Source organism: Streptomyces sp. NPDC052299 (genome assembly GCF_040679335.1).
GTDB lineage: Bacteria > Actinomycetota > Actinomycetes > Streptomycetales > Streptomycetaceae > Streptomyces.
In genome coordinates, this window is the sequence record NZ_JBFAUP010000008.1 from 12,583 (window position 1) to 30,710 (window position 18,128).

At 73.2% G+C, this 18,128-nt stretch carries 13 protein-coding genes; all 13 read left to right on the top strand.

Features of this window, described 5'->3' with window-relative positions; translation table 11 throughout:
- The first annotated feature begins 22 nt into the window (after positions 1–22).
- Complete coding sequence (locus AB0L33_RS15260) at positions 23–1,240, top strand: ROK family transcriptional regulator (protein ID WP_365681460.1); 1,218 nt, start codon at positions 23–25, stop codon at positions 1,238–1,240.
- A gap of 67 nt (positions 1,241–1,307) precedes the next feature.
- Positions 1,308–2,645: an ABC transporter substrate-binding protein gene (locus tag AB0L33_RS15265; RefSeq protein WP_365681462.1), complete on the top strand. Its 1,338-nt coding sequence runs from the start codon at positions 1,308–1,310 to the stop codon at positions 2,643–2,645.
- A 10-nt stretch (positions 2,646–2,655) separates the two neighbouring features.
- Positions 2,656–3,597, top strand: a complete 942-nt coding sequence (locus AB0L33_RS15270; protein WP_365681464.1) for a sugar ABC transporter permease — start codon at positions 2,656–2,658, stop codon at positions 3,595–3,597.
- A 1-nt stretch (position 3,598) separates the two neighbouring features.
- A complete protein-coding gene (locus AB0L33_RS15275; RefSeq protein ID WP_365681466.1) occupies positions 3,599–4,501 on the top strand; it encodes a carbohydrate ABC transporter permease in 903 nt (300 codons plus the stop codon).
- 3 nt (positions 4,502–4,504) lie between these two features.
- Positions 4,505–5,770 carry a 6-phospho-beta-glucosidase gene (locus AB0L33_RS15280; protein WP_365681468.1) on the top strand — a complete coding sequence of 422 codons (1,266 nt, stop codon included), beginning with the start codon at positions 4,505–4,507 and terminating at the stop codon, positions 5,768–5,770.
- Positions 5,761–6,735: a BadF/BadG/BcrA/BcrD ATPase family protein gene (locus AB0L33_RS15285; protein WP_365681470.1), complete on the top strand. Its 975-nt coding sequence runs from the start codon at positions 5,761–5,763 to the stop codon at positions 6,733–6,735. The genes AB0L33_RS15280 and AB0L33_RS15285 overlap by 10 nt, the downstream gene beginning before the upstream one ends.
- A 419-nt stretch (positions 6,736–7,154) precedes the next feature.
- Positions 7,155–8,480 (top strand): hypothetical protein, encoded by a 1,326-nt coding sequence (locus AB0L33_RS15290; protein ID WP_365681979.1) that lies wholly within the window; start codon positions 7,155–7,157, stop codon positions 8,478–8,480.
- 11 nt (positions 8,481–8,491) lie between these two features.
- Positions 8,492–9,523, top strand: coding sequence for a glutamate ABC transporter substrate-binding protein (locus AB0L33_RS15295; RefSeq protein ID WP_365681472.1), 1,032 nt, complete (start codon positions 8,492–8,494; stop codon positions 9,521–9,523).
- 75 nt (positions 9,524–9,598) lie between these two features.
- Positions 9,599–10,939, top strand: a complete 1,341-nt coding sequence (locus AB0L33_RS15300; protein WP_365681474.1) for a hypothetical protein — start codon at positions 9,599–9,601, stop codon at positions 10,937–10,939.
- Entirely contained in the window at positions 10,936–13,692 is a 2,757-nt protein-coding gene (locus tag AB0L33_RS15305; RefSeq protein ID WP_365681476.1) for a tetratricopeptide repeat protein, read from the top strand. Before AB0L33_RS15300 ends, AB0L33_RS15305 begins: the two co-directional genes overlap by 4 nt.
- A gap of 2 nt (positions 13,693–13,694) precedes the next feature.
- Entirely contained in the window at positions 13,695–14,903 is a 1,209-nt protein-coding gene (locus AB0L33_RS15310; RefSeq protein WP_365681478.1) for a PP2C family serine/threonine-protein phosphatase, read from the top strand.
- A 281-nt stretch (positions 14,904–15,184) separates the two neighbouring features.
- A complete protein-coding gene (locus tag AB0L33_RS15315) occupies positions 15,185–16,513 on the top strand; it encodes a VWA domain-containing protein (RefSeq protein WP_365681480.1) in 1,329 nt (442 codons plus the stop codon).
- 107 nt (positions 16,514–16,620) lie between these two features.
- On the top strand, positions 16,621–18,006 hold the full coding sequence (locus AB0L33_RS15320; protein ID WP_365681482.1) for an FHA domain-containing protein: 1,386 nt from the start codon (positions 16,621–16,623) through the stop codon (positions 18,004–18,006).
- Positions 18,007–18,128 lie beyond the last annotated feature (122 nt).

The following is an 18,128-nucleotide window of genomic DNA, read 5'->3' on the forward strand; positions in this document are numbered from 1 at the left end:
ACAGAGGGCAGGTGCCACGCTCATGGCCGGAAACACGCCGGGTACACCCAGCGTCCTGCGCGCCATGAACGACCGCGCCGCCCTCGATCTGCTCCTGGAGCACGGCCCCCTGTCGCGGACCCGGATCGGGAAGCTCACCGGACTCTCCAAGCCCACCGCCTCCCAGCTGCTGGCCCGCCTCGAAGCCGCCGGGCTCGTCGTCGCCACCGGGACCGCCGCCGGGCGCCCCGGCCCCAACGCCCAGCTGTACGCGGTCAACGCCGCCGCCGCCCACGTCGCCGGGCTCGACGTCAACGCGCACCGCATCGTCGCCGCCGTCGCCGATGTGACCGGCGAGACGGTCGGGGAGTTCGAGCTGCGGACCCCCGGGCGGCGCGCCGACGGCGTGGTGCGCGAGGTGACCGAGGCGCTGGACGGCGCGGTGGCGGCCGCCGGGCTGACCCGGGCCGACGTGCACCGGGTGGTCATCGGCACACCGGGCGCCTTCGACCCGAACACCGGCCGGCTGAGGTACGCCTCGCACCTGCCCGGCTGGCACTCCGCCACGCTGCTCGACGAGCTGGCGGCGGTGCTGCCGATGCCCGTCGAGTACGAGAACGACGTCAACCTCGTCGCGGTGGCCGAGCAGCGGCGCGGCGCGGCGCGGGGCCACGACGACTTCGTGCTCCTGTGGAACGAGGAGGGCCTGGGCGCCGCCCTGGTCATCAACGGCCGGCTGCACCGGGGCTTCACCGGAGGTGCCGGCGAGGTCGGCTTCCTGCCGGTGCCGGGGGCGCCGCTGGTCCGCCAGGTCACCAAGGCCAACGCGGGCGGCTTCCAGGAACTGGCGGGCGCCCAGGTGCTCGCGCGCCTGGCCCGGGAGCTGGGCATCGAGGAGGCGCCGGGCTCCGGCACCCACCACGAGATCGCCGCCGAGCTGGTGGGCCGGGCCGCCGAGGCCGTGGAACGGGGCGAGGCGGGGCCGTACGCCGCGCTGCTCGACCGGTTCGCCACCGGCCTCGCGACCGGCCTGGCCTCCCTGGTCGCCGTCCTCGACCCGGAGATCGTCGTGCTCTCCGGTGAGCTGTTCTCGCGCGGCGGGGAGCAGTTGCGCGCCCGGGTCGCGGCCGAGCTGGCCGAGCTCGCCGCGTCCAGGCCCCGGCTGCTCGCCGGGGACGTCACCCACCGGCCCGTTCTGCGCGGCGCGCTGGAGAGCGCGCTCGCGACCACCCGCGACGAAGTGTTCGACACCTCGCGCTGACCACTCACGCCACTGCTTTCCCGTACACGCCCCGTCCCAGCCCACCGCTTCACCGGGAGACACCACCATGTCCGGAAACCGCCGGAAGCCGGCCGTCGCGCTCGCCGCGACCGCCGCGATAGCCCTGTTCGCCTCCGCCTGTACCGGGCAGAGCAATGCGGGGGCCAACGATGACGCGTCCAAGGAGACGACCATCACGTTCTGGCACGGCTGGAGCGCGCCGGGCGAGGTGAAGGGCATCGAGGCCACGATCGCCGCCTTCGAGAAGGCCCACCCCAACATCCACGTGAAGGTCGTCGGCAACATGACCGACGACAAGATCAACCAGGCGCTGCGCGCCGGCGGGTCCAAGGCGCCGGACGTGGTCTCGTCGTTCACCACGAACAACGTGGGCAAGTTCTGCTCGTCGAAGGCGTTCGTGGACCTCAACCCGTTCCTGAAGAAGGACGGCATCGACCCCGAGGCGACCTTCCCGAAGGCGATGAACGAGTACACCCAGTACGAAGGGGTGCGCTGCACGGTCCCGCTGCTGGGTGACGCGTACGGGCTCTACTACAACAAGGACGCGTTCGAGAAGGCCGGGATCGCGAACCCGCCGAAGACCTGGTCCGAGTTCGCGGCCGACGCCAAGAAGCTGACGAAGACCAAGGGCGACTCGTACGAGCAGCTGGGCTTCATGCCGAACTACCACGGCTACGAGTCGACCACCGAGCACTACCTCGGTGCCTGGAACCCCACCTACTTCGACGCGGACGGCAAGTCGAACATCGCGAAGGACCCGGCGTTCGCCGCGCTGCTCACCAACCAGAAGAAGCTGGTCGACTCGCTCGGCGGCTACGCGAAGCTGGAGAAGTTCCGCACCGGCTTCGGTGACGAGTGGGGCGCCAAGCACCCGTTCCACACCGGCCAGGTCGCCATGCAGCTGGACGGTGAGTGGCGGCTCGGCATGGCCGAGGACACCAAGCCGGGCTTCGAGATCGGGGTGGCCCCGATGCCCGTCGCGGACGACGAGGCCGACACGTACGGCAAGGGCTATCTGACCGGCACCATCGCGGGCATCGCCTCGACCTCCAGCAAGCAGAACGCCGCCTGGGAGCTGGTCAAGTTCATGACGACCGACACCGACGCGGTCGTGAACTTCGCCAACGCCATCCACAACGTCCCCTCCACGCTGGCCGCGCTGAAGTCGCCGAAGCTGAAGTACGACCCGCGCTTCAAGACCTTCCTGGACATCGCCGCGAACCCGAAGTCGACCACCACCCCGCCCTCGGTGAACGGCGGCGCGTACCTGACGTCCCTGCAGAACCTCGGCTTCGACGTCGAGAAGGGCAAGCAGACGGACATCCAGGCCGGTCTGGAGAAGACCGCGAAGGAAATCGACGCGGCGATCGCCCAGGCGAAGTAGAGCCGACGCGATGAGCACGTACACACTCCGTTCGAAGCGCCGCAGGTCGGCGCTTCGGACGGCGGCCTTCATGTCGCCCTGGCTGATCGGGTTCTGCGTCTTCTTCGCCTACCCGCTGATCTCCACGGTCTACTTCTCCTTCACCAGTTACGACGGGTTCGCCGCCCCCGAGTTCAGCGGCTTCAAGAACTGGTCGTACGTCTTCGGTGACTACCCGCTGTTCTGGCCGGCGTTGCGCAACACGCTGTGGCTGGTCGTCGTGATGGTGACCTGCCGGGTGGTCTTCGGACTCGGCGTCGGGATGCTGATCACCAGGATCAAGACGGGCACGGGCGTCTTCCGGACGCTGTTCTACCTGCCCTATCTGGCGCCGCCGGTCGCGGCCACGCTGGGCTTCGTCTTCCTCCTCAACCCCGGGACCGGGCCGGTCAACTCGATCCTCGGCGACCTGGGGATGGGCACGCCCGGCTGGTTCACCGACGCCACCTGGTCGAAGCCCGCGCTGACCGCGCTCGCAGTGTGGGGGGTGGGCGACCTGATGGTGATCTTCATGGCCGCGCTGCTCGACGTGCCGAAGGAGCAGTACGAGGCGGCGGAGCTGGACGGGGCGACCGCGTACCACCGGTTCCGGTACGTCACGCTGCCGAACATCTCGCCGATCATCATGTTCGCCGTGGTCACCGGCGTCATCCAGACGATGCAGTACTACACCCAGCCGCTGGTGGCCGGGAAGGTCGCGTCCGGCGTGATGGGCGGCTCGGGCCAGCAGTTCGAGCCCGGCTATCCCGACAAGTCGACACTGACGCTTCCGCAGCTGGTCTACAACCTCGGTTTCCAGCGCTTCGACTACGGCTCCGCCTGTGTGGTCGCGCTCGTTCTCTTCGTCCTCGCCATGGCGTTCACCGCACTGCTGATGCGGCGCCGCAGCGGACTGATCCAGGCAGGTGAGTGACATGGCGCAGGTTCTCGACCTCCCGGAGACCGCCGGACCGGCGGGTGGCCCCGCCACCCCGGCCCAGCGCGTCGCGCGCCGCAAGGCGCTGCTGAACTGGATCGCCGTGCACGCGCTCGGCGTCGCCGCCGCGCTCTTCTTCGTGCTGCCGTTCGTCTTCCTCGTGCTCACCTCACTGATGAGCGACCAGCAGGCCCTCACCCGGGACCTGTGGCCGCACCCCTTCGAGTGGGCCAACTACAAGCGGGTGTTCGACACCCCGGGCTTCCTGACCTGGTGGCGGAACACCCTGCTGTACGCGGGCCTGGGCACCGTCCTCACGGTGGTGTCCTCGCTGCCGGTGGCGTACGCGCTCGCCAAGTTCCGCTTCCGCGGCCGGCGGCTTTCGCTGATGCTCGTCATCTCGATGATGATGCTGCCGCCGCAGGTCGTGGTCATCCCGATGTACCTGTTCTGGGCCAAGCAGCTGGACCTGTCCGGCACGCTCTGGCCGCTGATCATCCCGATGGCCTTCGGCGACGCGTTCTCCATCTTCCTGCTGCGGCAGTTCCTGCTGACCATCCCCGACGAGTACCTCGACGCGGCGAAGGTCGACGGCTGCGGCGAACTGCGCGCCCTGCTGCGCGTGGTGGTGCCGATGGCCAAGCCGGGGATCGCCGCCGTCGCCCTCTTCCAGTTCTTCTACGCCTGGAACGACTACTTCGGCCCGCAGATCTACGCCTCGGAGAACCCGGGCGCCTGGACGCTGAGTTACGGCCTTGAGTCCTTCAAGGGCGCACACCACACCGACTGGAACCTGACCATGGCCGCGACCGTTCTGGTCATGGCCCCTGTGATCGTCGTCTTCTTCTTCGCACAGAAGGCCTTTGTCGAGGGCGTCACACTGACCGGAGTAAAGGGCTGAACCATGAAGCTCGCTGTAGTGGGTGGCGGGTCCACCTACACCCCCGAACTGATCGACGGATTCGCCCGGCTGCGTGACACGCTGCCGGTCGAGGAGCTGGTCCTCGTCGACCCGGCCGCCGACCGGCTCGACCTCGTGGGCGGCCTCGCCCGGCGCATCTTCGCCAAGCAGGGCCACCCGGGCCGCATCGTCACCACCTCGGACGTCGACGCGGGCGTCGCCGGAGCGGACGCCGTCCTGCTCCAGCTGCGCGTCGGCGGCCAGGCCGCCCGCAACCAGGACGAGACCTGGCCCCTGGAGTGCGGCTGCGTCGGCCAGGAGACCACCGGGGCCGGCGGCCTCGCCAAGGCGCTGCGCACCGTCCCGGTCGTCCTGGACATCGCCGAACGCGTCCGGCGCACCAACCCGGACGCCTGGATCATCGACTTCACCAACCCGGTCGGCATCGTCACCCGCGCCCTGCTCCGGGCCGGGCACAAGGCCGTCGGCCTGTGCAACGTGGCCATCGGCTTCCAGCGCAAGTTCGCCCGGCTGCTCGACGTCGCCCCCGCCGAGGTGCACCTCGACCACGTCGGGCTGAACCACCTCACCTGGGAGCTGGGGGTGCGCCTCGGCGGCCCCCGGGGGGAGGACGTGCTGCCCCGGCTGATCGCCGAACACGGCGACGCCATCGCGGACGACCTCCACATGCCGCGCGCGGTCGTGGACCGGCTCGGCGTCGTCCCCTCGTACTACCTGCGGTACTTCTACGCGCACGACGAGGTCGTCCGCGAGCTCGGCACCAAGCCCTCGCGGGCCGCCGAGGTCGCCGCCATGGAGAAGGAGCTCCTGGCGATGTACGGCGACCCGGCGCTGGACGAGAAGCCCGCGCTGCTCGCCAAGCGCGGCGGCGCCTTCTACTCGGAGGCGGCCGTGGACCTGGCGGCGGCCCTGCTGGGCGGCGGCGGCTCGGCGCACCAGGTGGTCAACACGTACAACAACGGCACCCTGCCGTTCCTGCCGGACGACGCGGTGATCGAGGTCCAGGCGAAGGTCGACGGCTCGGGCGCCACGCCGCTCGCCGTGCCCGCCCTGGACCCGCTGTACGCGGGGCTCATCGCCAACGTCACGGCGTACGAGGGCCTGGCGCTGGAGGCCGCGCTGCACGGCGGCCGGGACCGGGTCTTCAAGGCGCTGCTCGCGCACCCCCTGATCGGCCAGTTCGAGTACGCCGACGCGCTGACCGACAAGCTGATCGCGCACAACCGGGAGCACCTTTCGTGGGCGTGAACGGTTCCGTCCTCGCGATCGACGCGGGGAACAGCAAGACCGATGTGGCCCTCATCGGTGCGGACGGCACGGTGCTGTCCACGGCCAGGGGCGGCGGTTTCCAGCCGCCGCTGGCCGGAGTGGAGACGGCCGTCGACGTGCTCGGCGCGGCGGTGGAGCGGGCGTTCACCGAGGCCGGGGCGGACGCCGGGCAGGTCGCCCACGTGTCCGCCTGCCTCGCCAACGCGGACCTGCCGGTCGAGGAGGAGCAGCTGACGGCGGCGCTGGCCGCGCGCGGCTGGGGCCGGACCGTCGAGGTGCGCAACGACACCTTCGCGATCCTGCGCGCCGGGGTGGACGAGCCGCGCGGCGTGGCCGTGGTGTGCGGCGCGGGCATCAACTGCGTCGGCATGGTCCCGGACGGGCGCACCGCGCGCTTCCCGGCGATCGGGCGGATCTCCGGTGACTGGGGCGGCGGTTCGGGTCTGTCCGAGGAGGCGCTGTGGTTCGCCGCGCGCGCCGAGGACGGCCGGGGAGAGCCGACCGAGCTGGCCCGGACGCTCCCCGCGCACTTCGGGCTCGGCTCGATGTACGCGCTGATCGAGGCGCTGCACCTGGGCCGCATCGCGCCGGAGCGCCGACACGAGCTGGCCCCGGTGCTCTTCGCCACGAGCGCGGCGGGCGACCCGGTCGCGCGGGCCCTGGTGGACCGGCTGGCCGAAGAGGTCGTGGCGCTGGCCTCGGTCGCGCTGACCCGGCTCGGGCTGCTGGACGAGGAGGCGCCGGTGCTGCTCGGCGGCAGCGTCCTGGCGGCGCGTCACCCGCGGCTGGACGACCGCATCCGCGAACTCCTCGCGGCGCGGGCCCCGAAGGCCGTGGTGCGCGTGGTGCAGGAGTCACCGGTCCTCGGCGCCGGGCTCCTGGGCCTGGATCACACGGGCGCCGCGCCGGAGGTGCACGCGCGCCTGCGGGCGCAGTACGCCTGATCACCGGGCCGTCAGGGGCGCCCCGTGGCCTGCGGGTTTCGGGGCGCCCCACGCGTTCGGGAACCGATCGGGCGTCCCGGTCGTGTTGTTGAGGGGAGGACGGCCCGGTGGGGGATCGTGCCGTTCGCCTTGATCAACGGCGCCGGTCTTGATCGAATGCGGTTGACTGCGGCCGGTCGCGGCCGGCCGCGGCGTGGTCCGGTGCCCGATCCAGGCGTTCTGGATGTGGGTGCCGGTCCCTGAGGCCATACTTCTGGCCGGGCACCAGCCTCCCGATCGGCCGGGGGCGGGCCGCCGTCAGTGACCGAGGGGGAGGTCGAGTGACACACCCGCCGAGTGCGCGTGAGGCGCTGCAACGCGCGCTGGGACAGGCGCCCGCGCCGGAGGCCGCGCCCGTTCCGGCGCCCGTGCCCGTGCCCGTGCCACAGCAGCCGAGCGCCCGGGCCGCCGTGATCGGGCAGTTGCGTGCCGCCGCGACCACCGAGCCGGGGCGGCTGCGCGTCATCGGGGCCGTCCTGGCGCTCCTGGTCCTCGCGTTCGGGGCGGTGACGGCGGTCCAGATCAACGACCGGGCCGCGTCCGCCGACGACGTGGTGGAGCGCAGCCAGCCGCTCAGCGCCGACGCGGCGGGCATCTACCGCTCGCTCGCGGACGCGGACGCGGCGGCGGCGAGCGGCTTCCTGGCCGGGCCGCAGGAGCCGCGCGCGGTGCACGACCAGTATGTGAAGGACATCGAGGAGGCGTCCCGGCTGCTGGTGAAGGCCGCGGCGAACACGGACGCCGCCACCGCGTCCGCCCGCGAGATCACCACGCTCAACGAAGGGCTCCCCCGCTACACGGGCCTGATCGAGCGCGCCCGCGCCAACAACCGCCAGGGCCTCCCGCTGGGCGGCGCCTATCTGCGGTACGCGAACCAGACGATGTCCGGCGAGCTGCTGCCGGCCGCCGAGCGGCTGTACGCGGCGGAGACCGGCCGGCTCGGCGACGACCAGGGCTCCGCCCGGTCCTGGCCGCTGCTCGCGCTCGGCACCGGTGTCGTCGCCCTGGCCGTGCTGGCCTGGGCGCAGCGCCGCAACTACCGCCGGACGAACCGGGTGTTCAACCACGGCCTGCTGGCCGCGACGGCCGCGACGACGGTGTTGCTGCTGTGGCTCGCGGTCGGGCACACGGTGGCCAGGTCCGGCCTGGCCGAGGCCGATTCGCACGGGCAGCGGCCGATGGACGTGCTCAACCGGGCCCGCATCGACTCGCTGAAGGCGCGCGCCGACGAGAACCTGACGGTGGTCGCCCGGGGCGCGGTGCTCACCGCGGACGGCAAGAACGACAAGTACGAGACCGACTACACGGCGGGCATGAAGGCGCTCGGCGGCGAGCTGGCCGCGGCGGCGAAGCTGGCCGAAGAGACCGGGGACGGCGAGGGCGGCAAGCCGGTCGCCGCGGCGGCCGAGGCGGTCAAGGAGTGGCAGGGCCGCCACCGTACGGCCCGCAGGACCGACGACGCCGGGGACTACGAATCGGCCCTGGAGCAGATCATCGGCCAGGAGAACTCCACGGGCGAGTCCTTCAAGAAGGTGGACGACGCGCTGCGCGACGCCCTGGCGCACGAGCAGGACGACTTCACCCGGGCCGCACGGGACGGCCGCGGCGCGCTGGGCGGCCTGCCGGCCGGCGCGGTGATCCTGGCCGTGCTGGGCGCGGTCGCGGCGATCGTCGGCGTCAACCGCAGGCTTTCGGAGTTCCGGTGAGAGGGGGATCGATGACAGCGAAGAACCCGAAGGGCATCGGCCGGCTGCGCGGCTGGGGCGGGGTGACCGCCATGGCCGCCGCCTGCGCGCTGACCGCGTCGCTGACCCTGCTGCCCCTCTCCCACCCGGGCGACGACGTCTTCGGCCCGCAGGTGACGGGGCCGGGCGCGGCGCACGCCCTCCAGGCGAAGGCCGACGCCTGCACGGACCCGGAGGCGAGCCTGCGGCCGGGCGCCGTGGACGGGGACGCGGTCCGCAAGATCAAGGAGCGCGGCAAGCTCATCGCGGGCGTGGACCAGAACAGCTTCCAGTGGGGCTTCCGCAATCCGGCGACCGGGGACCTCGAAGGCTTCGACATCGACCTGGTCCGGGCCATCGCCAAGGACATCCTCGGTGACGGCGGCAAGGTGATCTTCCGGGCCATCCCGACCAACCAGCGCATCGCCGCGCTGGAGAACGACAAGGTCGACGTGGTCGTGCGGACGATGACGATCAACTGCGCCCGGCTGAAGCAGGTCTCGTTCTCCACCGCCTACTTCCAGGCCGGCCAGCAGGTCCTCGCCGCGAAGGAGGACCACTCGATCACCGGTTTCAACTCCACGCTGGCCGGCAAGCGCATCTGCACCGCCGAGGGCTCGACGGCGTACGACGCCCTGGAGAAGGAGTCGTTCGGCTCGGTCTTCAAGGACGAGCACGACGGCACGGCGGCCGACGAGGACCGGCTGACCGTGCCCAACCAGCTGGACTGCCTGGTACGGCTCCAGCTGGGCGAGGTCGACGCGGTCGTCACGGACAACGCGCTGGCCGCGGGCCAGGCCGCCCAGGACCCGGCGGTCGAGCTCAAGGGCGACCCGTTCACCACCGAGTACTACGGCGTGGCCACGAAGAAGGGCGCGGACGACCTGGTGTCCCGGGTCAACAAGGTCCTGGTCGACTACCGGGCGGGCGGCGCGGACAGCCTCTGGATGAAGTCGTACCGCGCCTGGCTCCAGGAGGGCCTGCCGGGGGTCCAGGCCCCGCCGGAGCCGAAGTACCGGGACTAGCGGCGGCCCCGCCCTGCGGGCGGCGGCACTGATCCCGCGGGGCCCAGGCCCGGCGGGGAGAGCGGAGAGTGATCGATGGGCGTCGCTGGCCCCTTCCCCAGCTACGCGGCCCGGCCCCCCGGTCCGGTCATGGACCGGGACGAGGCCGACCGCGCGCTGTCCCGGCTCGGCGCGGAGCACGAGGCGATCGAGACCTCGCTCCTCGCCCTCCAGGACCACGCGGGCCGCAGGCTCCTGGAGGGCGCCGAGCTGTCCGGTGTCACCAGGGAGCGGTGGGCCGTCACCGAGCGGTCGGTCACGCTGCTGTGGAGCTACTTCGACGCGTACACGGGGGTGCTCGAGCGGGCCCGCGAGGTGCGGGCCCGGCGCCGCCACCCCAACCGCGAGGACCTGACGGCCCTGACCGAACTGCTGCGCGGCCAGGGCGTCACCGTGGCGCACGCCGTCGCCGGGCACGACCCGTCCGTCTCCGGCCCGGCCCGCCTCTCCGAGCGGTTCACGCTGGAGGAGCTGGTCTCCCGGATGAACGGCCTGTACGCGAGCGCCCTGGACATGGTCGTGGCCTCGGACACGGTGTGGTCGGCGATGCCCGCCCGCATAGACCTCCTCGCCGCCGAGCTGCGCCGCACCCACTCGCTGGCGCACTCGGTGGGCGTCCGGCCCGGTGAGCACCCGGCGGGCGACGAGCTGGAGGCGATCACCGGCGAGCTGGCCACGCTGCGGGCGCAGGTGATCTCGGACCCGCTGGCCTTCTGGCTGCCGGGCCCCGGCAGCGCGGCGCCCGGCGGCGGACGCCCCGACACGACGCGCTACGACCGGGCGGCCCGGGCGCTGGAGGAGGTGCGGCGCGAGGTCGAGGCGGTGCTCGCCGTACGGCAGGACGCCGAACAGCGGCTGGTGCACCTGCGCGACGTGCTGTCCCGGGCCGATCGCACGCTGGCCGAGGCCCGGGTGGCGCGCGGCGAGGTGCTGGCCAAGATCGCCGCGTCGGAGGTGCCCGTGGTCAACGGACCGCCGACCGTCCTCCAGGAGCGGCTGGCCGCCGCGTCGGAGTACCGCAGGCACGCCCGCTGGCACCGCCTCTCGCCGCTCCTGGAGACCCTGGAGCGGGAGGCGGAGGAGGAGTTGCTGCGGGCCCGCGAGCAGCTGACGGCGGTGACCGCGCCGCTGGCCGTCCGGGCGGAGCTGCGCGGCCGGCTCGACGCGTACAAGGCGAAGGTGGCCCGCAACGGCCTCGCGGAGGACCCGGTCCTGATCGAGCGGTACGACGCGGCGCGCCGGATGCTGTGGAGCGCCCCGTGCGATCTGCGGGTGGCGGCGCAGGCGGTGCAGCGCTACCAGGACGCGGCCCTGGACCTGCTGGGCAGAGGTGACCAACCGTCGTGGCGGCGGGGCGAAGAGGGGGAACGGACATGAGTACGCAGTGCCAGCGCCCCGCGTGCGAGGGCAGTTACGAGGACATGGGCGGCGGTGAGCTGTACTGCGACACCTGCGGCCTGGCGCCCGTCGTCTCCCCGAACGGGATGGTGAGTTCACCGCCCACCGGGGTCGCGGTCGGCGGGCGGGGCAGCCGGGGGTCCAACAGCGCTTCGGCGCGCAGCAGTTCGCAGTCCTCCTCGCGGGCTTCCTCGCGGTCCTCGTCGCGGTCCTCCACGTCGCGGCGTTCGGTGTCGGGGCGGCTCTCGCGTTCGCTGTCGGTGTCCGGCCAAACCGGCACGCACTCGGTGTCGGTGCGCTCGTCCGCCAAGTCGACCAACGCCTCCGGCCGCAACCGGCTGGGCGCGGGCCTGGTGCAGGTGCCGGACGTGCCGCGGCCCGACCCGCGTACGGCCGTGATGGAGAACCCGGAGGTGCCCGAGCGCAAGCGGTTCTGCTCGCGCTCCGACTGCGGGGCACCGGTGGGCCGGGCCCGGGGCGACCGGCCGGGCCGCACCGAGGGGTTCTGCACCAAGTGCGGCCACCCGTACTCCTTCGTGCCGAAGCTGGAGGCGGGCGACGTCGTCCACGGGCAGTACGAGGTCGCGGGCTGTCTCGCGCACGGCGGGCTCGGCTGGGTCTACCTCGCGGTGGACAAGGCGGTGTCGGACCGCTGGGTGGTGCTCAAGGGCCTGCTGGACACGGGTGACCAGGACGCCATGGCGGCGGCGATCTCGGAGCGGCGGTTCCTCGCGGAGATCGAGCACTCCAACATCGTCCGCATCTACAACTTCGTGGAGCACCTGGACCAGCGGACCGGTTCGCTCGACGGCTACATCGTCATGGAGTACGTCGGCGGCAAGTCGCTCAAGGAGATCGCCAACGAGCGCCGCACACCGGCCGGGAAGCGCGATCCCCTGCCGGTCGAGCAGGCGTGCGCGTTCGGCATCGAGGCCCTGGAGGCCCTGGGCCACCTGCACAGCCGCAACCTGCTGTACTGCGACTTCAAGGTCGACAACGCGATCCAGACCGAGGACCAGCTGAAGCTGATCGACATGGGCGCGGTCCGCCGGATGGACGACGAGGAGTCGGCGATCTACGGCACCGTCGGCTACCAGGCGCCCGAGGTCGCGGAGGTCGGCCCGTCGGTCGCCTCCGACCTGTACACGGTGGCGCGCACCCTCGCGGTGCTCACCTTCGACTTCCAGGGGTACACGAACGTCTTCGTGGACTCGCTGCCGGACCCGGACAACATCGAGGTGTTCCGGAGCTACGAGTCGTTCTACCGGCTCCTGGTACGCGCCACCGACCCCGACCCGGCGCGCCGGTTCGCCTCGGCGGCGGAGATGGCCGAGCAGCTGACGGGCGTCCTGCGCGAGGTGGTCTCGCTCCAGTCGGGGCGCCCGCGCCCGGCGCTGTCCACGCTGTTCGGGGCGGAGCTCCGGGTCACCGACACGGAGCTGTTCGCGGACGCGGCGGGCGAGGTGTCGCGCCTGGGGGCGCGGGCCGCCGCCGGGCCGGGAGGCTTCCTCGGCCGCCGCCGGAACGGGACGAGCGCCCCGGCACCCGCCGCCGCGACCCCGCCCGGGGGCATGCCGGGGGCGCTGCCCGCCGGTCCGCCTCCCGCCTCGCCCACGGGGGCGGCACCGGTGCCATCGGCCGCCACCCATGTCCGTACGCCGGGCGGGGCGGGCACCGGTCCGGGCCCCCTGCCGTACGCGCCCGCCGCGAGCGTCCCCGCTCCGCGCAGCCCGGTCCCCTCCCCCGGTGCCGCTCCGGTGCCGGCGGGCTCCGGATCTCCCCGGCTCGCCGGGCTCGACGTGCGGGGGACCTCGCTCGCGCTGCCCGTGCCGCGGGTCGACGCGAGCGACCCGAACGCCGGGTTCCTGGCCGGGGTGATGGCCTCGGCGCCCGCCGAACTGGTCGCCGCGCTGCAGGCGGTGCCCACCGCGTCGCTGGAGACCAGGCTGCGGGAGCTGCGCGCCTACCTGGAGATGGGCGACCTCGCCGCCGCCGCGGAGACCCTGGCCGCGCTGGAGGGGCAGCACGCCGACGACTGGCGCGTCGTCTGGTACCGGGGCCTCACCTCGCTGGTGACCGGCGACAAGGAGAACGCCGCGCTTTCCTTCGACGCGGTGTACGACGCGTTCCCCGGGGAGCCCGCGCCGAAGCTGGCCCTCGGCATCTGCGCGGAGGTCCTCGGGCAGCTGGACAACGCCGCCGAGTACTACCGGCTGGTGTGGCTGACCGACCCGAGCTTCGTGAGCGCGGCCTTCGGTCTGGCCCGGGTGCAGATCGCGGCCGGGGACCGGAGCGCGGCGGTCCGGACGCTGGAGTCGGTGCCGGAGGCGTCGATCCACTACACGGCGGCCCGGATAGCCGCCGTCCGGGCCCGGCTGCGCGAACGGGCCCCGGACGAGCCGCTGATGGCGGACCTGACGGCCGCCGCGGCCCAGGTGTCGGCCCTGTCGGGGCTGGGGCTCGACGCGGTCCGGCGGGAACGCCTCTCGGCCGAGGTGCTGGGTACGGCGCTGGACTGGGTACTCTCCGGTAGCCCTTCGGGGCCGCAGTCGGCCGCGCACGCCGGGCCGCACGGCCCGGGGACGCTGCTCGGCAGCGAGCTGGACGAGCGCGGACTGCGGTTCGGCCTGGAGCGTGCGTACCGGATGCTCGCCCGGCTCGCGGAGCCCGGGGCCGAGAGGATCGAACTGGTGGAGCGGGCCAACCGTTTCCGCCCCCGAACGTGGGTGTGAACATGTCGCAGAACCACCAGGAGAACGCCTTGCCGAGGTGCCCCGGCTGCGAGGAGCCGCTGGAGCAGGGCGACTTGTTCTGCGGCGCCTGCGGGTACGACCTGTCGGCCGTGCCCGAGCCGCCCCGCGACCGCCCGACGGTCGCCATCGCCACCCCGGGAGCGGCGGCCGCCCCGGGGGTCCGTCGCGACGGACCCGGTGCCTCCGGCGACTTCGAGCTCGCCGCCCCGGGTGCGGCGCCCGATCCCCGTGCGGTCCCGGAGCCTCCGCGGGCCCCCGCCCCGGCCCCGGCGGCCGGCGGCAAGGTGTGCGTGGCCTGCCGGGCCGGGCGGGTCGACGGCGACGGCTACTGCGAGAACTGCGGCCACGCGCAGCCGCGCGAGCGCGACCACATGGAGCAGGAGCTCGGCGCGGTCGCCGCGGTGAGCGACCGGGGGCTGCGCCACCACCGCAACGAGGACTCGTTCGCGGTGTCCACGACGGCCCTGCCGGACGGTTCGGCGGCCGTCGTGGCGATCGTCTGCGACGGGGTGTCGTCGGCCAGCCGGCCGGACGAGGCGTCGGCGGCGGCGGCGAGCGCCGCCAACGAGTCCCTGCTGGCGTCGCTGCCGCGCGGCACGCATCCGCAGCAGGCGATGCACGAGGCGATCGTGGCGGCTGCGGATTCGGTCAACCGGCTGGCCCAGGAGCCCGGGGGGCCTGAGCGCGATCCGCACCGCCACCAGAACGCCCCGGCGTGCACGCTGGTCGGCGCGGTCATGGCGAGCGGGCTGCTCGTCGTCGGCTGGGTCGGCGACAGCCGCGTGTACTGGGTGCCCGAGGACCGTTCCACCGCGCCCGCCCGGCTCACCGAGGACGACTCGTGGGCCGCGCAGATGGTGGCGACCGGCCTGATGAACGAGGCGGAGGCGTACGCGGACGAGCGCGCCCACGCCATCACGGGCTGGCTCGGCGCGGACGCGTACGAACTGGAGCCGCACACCGCCTCGTTCAAGCCGGACCGGCCGGGCGTCGTGGTGGTCTGCACGGACGGCCTGTGGAACTACGCGGAGTCGGCCGCCGAGATGGCCGCCGCGGTGCCGGAGGACGCCTACGCCCGCCCGCTGCACGGCGCCCAGGTGCTGGTCGGCCACGCCCTGGACGGCGGCGGCCACGACAACGTAACAGTGGCCCTGCTGCCGTTCGCCGTGTCACCGCAAGGGGGTGCCTGACAAATGCCCGTGGAAGAAGGAGCGGCGTCTGGCGCGTGCGATCGCAAGGCGCCGGGAAGTCCTCGGATGGGGCCTCCCCTGCTCGTCAGAGCTTGGGGAAGGAGCTACTAGGGCTTTTCGGCAACGCCGCGAGCGTGCGTGCCAGACGCCGCGACGCCGCGGGGATTTGTCAGGCACCCCCTGGGGGCAGGCTCCGCCTGATACCGGGTGATTCACCCCTCTACGCCTTTGTCCGTACCTCTGGCTTCATCCGACACGTGGAGCCTCAAGGAGCCGATCAGATGGCCAACTTCTCCAAGTCGAACGTGCCGCAGTTCTCCGTCGAGGTGTACCAGAACGAGTTCCTGCCCGAGGGCGGCCGCGAGGTGAACGGCATCATCACGGTCACCTCGACCGGGGGCGGCACCACCGGGGGCGTGCCGCTGCCGGGGCGGGCCGCCGGGGCCGCCGTGGTGATCATGGTGGACTGCTCGGGTTCGATGGACTACCCGCCGACCAAGATGCGCAACGCCCGCGACGCGACGGCGGCGGCCGTGGACACCCTGCGCGACGGCACCTCGTTCGCCGTGGTCGCCGGGACGCACGTGGCCAAGGAGGTCTATCCGGGCAACGGCCGGCTCGCGGTCGCCGACCCGCGGACCCGGGCCGAGGCCCGGGAGGCCCTGCGGCGGCTGAGCGCGGGCGGCGGTACGGCGATCGGGACCTGGCTGCGGCTGGCGGACCGGCTGCTCGGCGCGGCGGACGTGGACATCCGGCACGGCATCCTGCTCACCGACGGGCGCAACGAGCACGAGTCGCCCGAGGACCTGCGCGCGGCGCTCGACGCCTGCGCGGGGCGGTTCACGTGTGACGCCCGCGGGGTCGGCACCGACTGGGAGGTGAAAGAGGTCACAGGGATCGCCTCGGCGCTCCTCGGCACGGCCGACATCGTCGCCGACCCGGCCGGGCTCGCGGCGGACTTCACGCGGATGATGGAGAACGCCATGGGCAAGGAGGTCGCGGACGTGGCGCTGCGGCTGTGGACCCCGGTCGGCGTGGAGATCCAGTTCGTGAAGCAGGTGGCGCCGACGGTCGCCGACCTGACCGCCCGCCGCACCGAGGCGGGTCCCCGCGCCGGGGACTATCCGACCGGTTCCTGGGGCGACGAGTCCCGCGACTACCACGTCTGTGTCCGGGTGCCGGAGGCCGGCATCGGGCAGGAGATGCTCGCCGCCCGGGTGTCGCTGATCCTTCCCGACCCGTCGGGCGGGGCCCCGCAGACGCTCTCGCAGGGGCTGGTGCGGGCGGTGTGGACGGACGACATGGTGGCGTCGACCTCGATCAATCCGCAGGTGGCGCACTACACGGGCCAGGCCGAACTGGCACAAGTCATCCAGCAGGGGCTCGATGCCCGCAAGTCGGGAGACTTCGACGGCGCGACGGCCAAACTGGGCCGGGCGGTGCAGTTGGCATCGGCGTCCGGGAACGAGGACACTGCGAAACTGCTTTCGAAGGTGGTAGACGTGGTCGATGCGGCGACGGGTACTGTGCGACTGAAGGCGAAGGTCGCGGAAGCGGACGAGATGACTCTCGAAACGCGCTCCACGAAGACGGTCCGCGTCAAGAAATAACCACATATCCGCAACGATCAGCCGCCCGCCGGTTCAGGTCCGCCGGGCGGCGGAGCACGCCACATGACCGGCCCGCGGGCCGGAGAAGGAGAGGGGGAAGCGCCGACATGCCGACCTGCCCGAACGGACACCAGTCGGGTTCCGAGGACTGGTGCGAGGTCTGCGGCCACCGCATGACCGGGGCGGGCGCGCCTGCGGGTGCGGTCCCCCCGCCGCCTCCCCCGCCGCCCGCTCACGGTTACGGATATCCCCGGCCGCACGACCCGGACGCGACCGCCCAGGCCGAGCTGTGCCCGCAGTGCCGGACGCCGCGCGAGGCGATGGCGCCGTTCTGCGAGGAGTGCCGCTGGAACTTCCTCACGAACACGGCGACGTCCTACACCCCGCTGGCCCCCCGGCACAACATCCCGGGCGACCCCGGCCCCGCCGGCAACCGGCCGCCGGGCTTCCCGGCGCAGCAGCCGCCGGGCCCGCCGCAGTCGCGCGACCCCTTCGACTACCAGGGCTCCCGCCCCTCGCAGGTGAACCGGTCCGCCGAGCCCCTGTCCGCGGGGCCGGGCCAGTCCGGCCACCAGGGTCAGGGCCAGGGGCAGCCGCCCTTCGGCCAGGGCCCGCAGGGCGGCCCGCCGCCGTTCGGCCAGGGCGGCCCCGGCCCCCAGGGCCCCGGCCCTCAGGGTCCTGGCCCGCAGGGCCCCGGTCCCGGACCGCAGGGCCGGCAGGGTCCGCCGCCCCCGCCGCCGTACCAGCAGGGTCCGCAGGGCGGCCCGCAGAGCTCGCCGCCGCCGTTCCAGCAGCAGGGCCCGCCGCCCGCCTTCCAGCAGCAGACGGCGCCGCCGCCGGCCCCGCCGCGCTCCGACGGCGACGACTGGCTGCTGTCGCCGCCTTCGCAGCCCGCGCCCCCGCCGGGTCCGGGCCCGCAGCCCCCGTTCCCGGGCCAGCAGGGCCCCGGCCAGCACGGCGGCCCCGGTCCGCAGGGTCCCGGTCCTCAGCATGGCCCGGGCCCGCAGGGTCCCGGCCAGCACGGCCCCGGCCAGCACGGCGCCCCCGGCCCTCAGCACGGTCCCGGCCCCGGTCAGCCGCCGCTGTCCAACAACTGGACCGCGTTCATCGCGCCCGACCGCGAGTACTTCCTGGCGATGATGCAGCGCAGCGGCCCCGAGGCGACCGGGCTCAACCTGCCCGCGTACTCCCCGGAGCAGCAGCTCGCGCTCACCGGCGGGCAGATCACGATCGGCCGCCGCCGGCACAGCACGGGCGAGTCCCCGGACATCGACCTGTCGGTGCCGCCGGAGGACCCGGGCGTCTCCCACCAGCACGCCGTGCTGGTGCAGCAGCCGGACGGCAGCTGGGCCGTGGTCGACCAGAACTCCACCAACGGCACGACGGTCAACGGCTCCGAGGAGCCGATCCAGCCCTACGTCCCCGTGCCGCTCCAGGACGGCGACCAGGTGCACGTCGGCGCATGGACGACGATCACGGTGCGCCGGGACTGACCGACCGCGCGTGAAAGGGCGGGCGGTGAAGGGGGTGCCCCTTCACCGCCCGCCCTTCGCTGTGGTAGTTCGCGCTACGAATGACCGGTCGGGACGGGTCCGTACCGCTCGCGGCTGTCATA